4 protein-coding genes and 1 pseudogene are annotated in these 4,350 nt (G+C 54.3%); 2 read left to right on the top strand and 3 right to left on the bottom strand.

The window, feature by feature from the left end:
• Positions 1 to 216 (bottom strand): annotated as a pseudogene (locus AC221Y_RS20840) (MFS transporter); the annotation flags it as partial.
• Positions 217 to 524: 308 nt separating this feature from the next.
• Between AC221Y_RS20840 and AC221Y_RS20835 the strand changes: the two are divergent.
• Together AC221Y_RS20835 and groL are read left to right on the top strand one after the other, a co-directional pair.
• Positions 525 to 812: a co-chaperone GroES gene (locus tag AC221Y_RS20835; RefSeq protein WP_486708281.1), complete on the top strand. Its 288-nt coding sequence runs from the start codon at positions 525 to 527 to the stop codon at positions 810 to 812.
• A gap of 44 nt (positions 813 to 856) precedes the next feature.
• Positions 857 to 2,500 carry a chaperonin GroEL gene (gene groL, locus AC221Y_RS20830; protein WP_486708280.1) on the top strand — a complete coding sequence of 548 codons (1,644 nt, stop codon included), beginning with the start codon at positions 857 to 859 and terminating at the stop codon, positions 2,498 to 2,500.
• Between the two features lie 406 nt (positions 2,501 to 2,906).
• On the opposite strand, the gene AC221Y_RS20825 is transcribed toward groL, so the two are convergent.
• Both AC221Y_RS20825 and AC221Y_RS20820 read right to left on the bottom strand, forming a co-directional pair.
• Positions 2,907 to 3,239: an SHOCT domain-containing protein gene (locus AC221Y_RS20825; RefSeq protein ID WP_486708279.1), complete on the bottom strand. Its 333-nt coding sequence runs from the start codon at positions 3,237 to 3,239 to the stop codon at positions 2,907 to 2,909.
• A gap of 435 nt (positions 3,240 to 3,674) precedes the next feature.
• Positions 3,675 to 3,992, bottom strand: coding sequence for a hypothetical protein (locus tag AC221Y_RS20820; RefSeq protein ID WP_486708278.1), 318 nt, complete (start codon positions 3,990 to 3,992; stop codon positions 3,675 to 3,677).
• Between the last annotated feature and the right edge of the window lie 358 nt (positions 3,993 to 4,350).

Below are 4,350 nucleotides of genomic sequence, written 5' to 3'. Positions count from 1 at the left end.
GCGGATATGGCCTACACGCGCAACGAGCGCAGGCGTGCGTAGACAGCCAGCCACATAGCCCAAAGCCCATCCAGTTCCTAGGAGACCGAGCGAGGCAGCCGTAAAGCCTTCCGACTCGCCCCTGATGGGCAGGATCAGCCCATTGATGCCTCCAGCGAACAAAAGAAACGCGGAACCCATCAAAAGAGCCGTAAGCGGGAACAGACCTTTTACCATGCACACATCGTAAGTTCCGACCGGCTGATTGGAAAGCCACATCTGATTAAGCCGGGCGTCACTGAGCAACTAAAGTCCCTCAAGCCTGCGCTGGCGATTGCAGGAAAGAAGGTCAAATAGCGCCTTCAGATCGGACATTGGGTCGCCCAACTTCCAAAAGCGAGTATTGCAAAAATATAGTTCAGCGACCTATTGTAGCGACCTTTAAAGATCACCACCTTTCACTCATTGGCACTCAGGTGTGGCAAGTGCCAATGAGTCTCTAAGCATGCCACCCCTACCCGGAAATCTTCAAAAGGAGCATTTCCATGTCGTTTACCCCCTTCCATGACCGTGTCTTGGTGCGTCGCATTGAAGGCGACGAAAAGACATCAGGCGGCCTCATCATCCCTGAAACCGCCAAAGAAAAACCGCAGGAAGGCGAAGTAGTTTCAGTCGGTGCGGGCGCAAAGGACGAGGCCGGTGCGCGTATTGCCATGGACGTCAAAGCTGGCGATAAGATTCTCTTCGGCAAATGGTCCGGCACTGAAATCAAGATCGACAGTGAAGAACTGATGATCATGAAGGAGAGCGACATTCTTGGCATTATGGCCTGAACGACGCTACCCCTTTCACATAGTTTTCATTTAGGAATACCGACATGTCTGCAAAAGACGTCAAATTCGGCACGGACTCCCGTGACCGCATTCTCAAGGGCATCAATACTCTCGCAAACGCCGTAAAGGTCACGCTTGGCCCCAAGGGCCGCAATGTGATCCTTGACAAATCCTATGGCTCACCGCGCATCACCAAAGATGGCGTCACAGTCGCCAAAGAAATCGAACTTTCGGACCACTTTGAGAACATGGGTGCGCAACTGGTCCGCGAGGTCGCATCGCGCACCAATGATGAGGCAGGTGACGGCACAACCACGGCAACAGTTTTAGCGCAGGCCATTGTCAAAGAAGGCATGAAAGCGGTTGCTGCAGGGATGAACCCGATGGATCTTAAGCGCGGGATCGACAAGGCCGTCGCAGCCGTCATAACTGAAGTCAAAGCGATGTCCCGCCCCGTGGGTGACACGGCTGAGATCGCCAAAGTTGGCACCATCTCTGCCAACGGCGAGACGGCAATTGGGCAACAGATCGCAGACGCGATGGCCAAGGTCGGCAATGAAGGCGTTATTACCGTCGAAGAGAACAAAGGCCTGGAAACAGAGACCGAAGTGGTCAAAGGCATGCAGTTTGATCGCGGGTATCTCAGCCCATATTTCATCACCGACACCGCAAAAATGACGGTTGACTTGGAAGATTGCGTTGTTCTTCTACACGAGAAAAAACTGTCATCCTTGGCACCTATGGTGCCGCTGCTTGAGGCTGTCATTCAGGCGAACAAACAGCTTTTGGTGATCGCCGAGGACATTGATGGCGAAGCGCTTGCCACGCTTGTAGTGAACAAGCTTCGCGGTGGTTTGAAAGTAGCGGCTGTTAAGGCACCCGGTTTCGGTGATCGTCGCAAGGCAATGCTGGAAGACCTTGCCATCCTGACGGGAGGACAGGTGATTTCTGCCGAATTGGGCATCAAGCTGGAAACTGTCACAATGGACATGCTTGGAGATGCCAAGAAAGTCACGATCACCAAAGATACCACAACCGTCATTGACGGGGCGGGTGACAAGGCCGCCATCGCTGGACGCGTTACTCAGATCCGCGCGCAAATCGAAGAAACGACCTCCGACTACGACAAGGAAAAGCTGCAGGAACGCCTCGCGAAACTCGCGGGTGGTGTTGCAGTAATCAAAGTCGGCGGAGCGACAGAGATCGAAGTGAAAGAGCGTAAAGACAGGGTTGATGACGCCTTGAATGCGACACGGGCCGCTGTTGAAGAAGGCGTTGTGCCAGGCGGTGGTGTGGCACTGGTGCATGCGGGTAAAATTCTGAGCGGTCTCAAAGGCGACAATGCGGATCAGCTGGCTGGTATTGGCATCATTCGCAAGGCACTTCAGGCACCCCTGCGCCAGATCGCGGAAAATGCAGGTGTTGATGGGTCGGTCGTTGCTGGGAAGATCGTTGAAAACACCAACAAGGCGTTTGGCTATGATGCGCAGCTGGAAGAATACGGAGACATGTTGAAAGCCGGCGTCATCGATCCGACTAAAGTCGTCCGGATTGCTCTTGAATATGCCGCATCGGTTGCAGGACTTTTGATCACAACCGAGGCGATGGTTGCCGACAAACCCGCAAAATCAGGCGGTCACGGTATGCCCGATATGGAGAGCATGAGTGGCATGGGCGGTATGATGTAAACGACAGATCGAAAACGGCCTGCAGACGTTTGAACTGCGGGCCGTATCTATTCTTTAACGCTGACTGAAGTGGCGTTGATCTCTGGAACTTTCAATGAAGCGATGGGAGGTTTGACTGCCCGGACAGCTGCGGCGCCAGAATGCATACCCATCGCTTCCCTATGGTTTTTCTAGGACTTCGCTTGGTCTCTAGAAATCTTCATCGGTGGCTCCCGGGATGTTGAGCCATTCCTCGCCCGGGGTCAGAATTCACCGAAGCCCGGACGATCGCTGTTTGAGATGCTGGCTAGGCACGGTACCGTGCCCACCGATGCAACAAGGCGATACTTGCCGCGGGTGAGCGGTATCCTTGGCATCAGCAGAACAACTATTTATCACAAGCTCGGACCATTAGATCGCTAGCAAGTCAGGCATCTTCACGCAGGGTTTTCATGCGCTCCCGGTACTCTTCGGGCTCAATCTCGCCTTTCGCGAGCCTGTCCTGCAAAATCTGCTCGGCTGAACCGCTGCGTTGGCCCCGTCCAGTGCTTCCATTGTCGCGATCGATGAACCACTTAACGGCCAAAATCGTGATCACGATCAAAGCGCCCCAGAAGAGCAGCATGAAGAGCCCTCCGAAGAAACTGTGGCCGTAACCGCCACCCCACATATGGCCGTAGTAATCTCGGCCATCTCCCGGCGAGGCATATACGGGCAGACAGGCAACGAGAGCCGTTGTGGTGAATGCTAAGAGTTTCATTGCAGGCTTCCTTTTGTCTTGTGAAGTGCGGTCCACCGGGCGCTCGATACCAAAAGCGGTCATCCGATCACCGTGTTACATAGTAAGAAGGCTCGGTGCTCGGTTTGCAAGACAACTCACACATTCGTATGCCAAGTCGCAGCGCGGCAGAAATAACCTAAGCGCCAAGCCTGTTGATGAAACGAACCGTCGCCCCAGCAACTGATGCGGCGAGATGGGCTTGTCACCTTCCAGAAGGGACGCGTGACTATCGACGATTTCGAGGAGCTAAAGGCGTTCGCTGGGTTTGACATCGACTATCTGGATCATGACGGACCCTGTTGAGGTGAATGAAAGCTAAATTTGCTCGCGCGTTCCAATTTCTTACAAGGCAATACCTGATAGCAAGACCAAGTTGGCGGAACGCGCGTGATTCTTTTTCGTCAAGATTGAACGTTAATCGGCCTGGGGGGCCGTCTCTGTTGGCGCGGGGGTCGGCGCGGCTTCGGCTGGTGCAGCTTCGGTTGGTGCTGGCTCTGCCGGGGTGCCGCTCGTTTCAACATTGATCGACACATTGCCACCCGCTGGCTGAGACGCATCCGATGTCGGCAGACCCCCGTTACCCATCACAAGATAGCCAACGATTGCAACCACAACCACAATGCCACCCAACAGAAACCACATGGTCCCGTTTCCGCCAGAGGAATTGGTTTCGGTTCGATTGATTATTGTGTGTGTGCCCGTTGGTGTTTTTTCGGTTCGTATTTCGTCCATGGTCATGGTCCTCCTGAAGTCATGTATTATCAAGGGCCCTCATGGCCCTCGATGATCCTGAGAATGGGAAATCGGGCTACTCTCTGAAGCACGACGCAAATCCCTGTGCTGGCGGTCATAGAAGTGTCTGTCGGTCGCCAAACTGATCCAGATTGGTATTGGCACCGAGTTTCCACTTTAGAGGTGCCACGGGTCGTCATCGCAGATGAAAGCAACCGAACTTGCCTTGGAGTGGACTTGCCGAGCTTTAGTGGAGAACGTTTAGCTCACTTCCCTTGCCTTTCGCTCGAAGGCGATGGGGCTCCGGAAGGGCCTTCCGAAGTTGAGGCGAACGGGCGGCGACGGTGGGTCCGCCGCG

It is taken from the genome of Boseongicola sp., from assembly GCF_057460485.1.
This window is presented reverse-complemented; position numbering and strand designations above follow the sequence as displayed.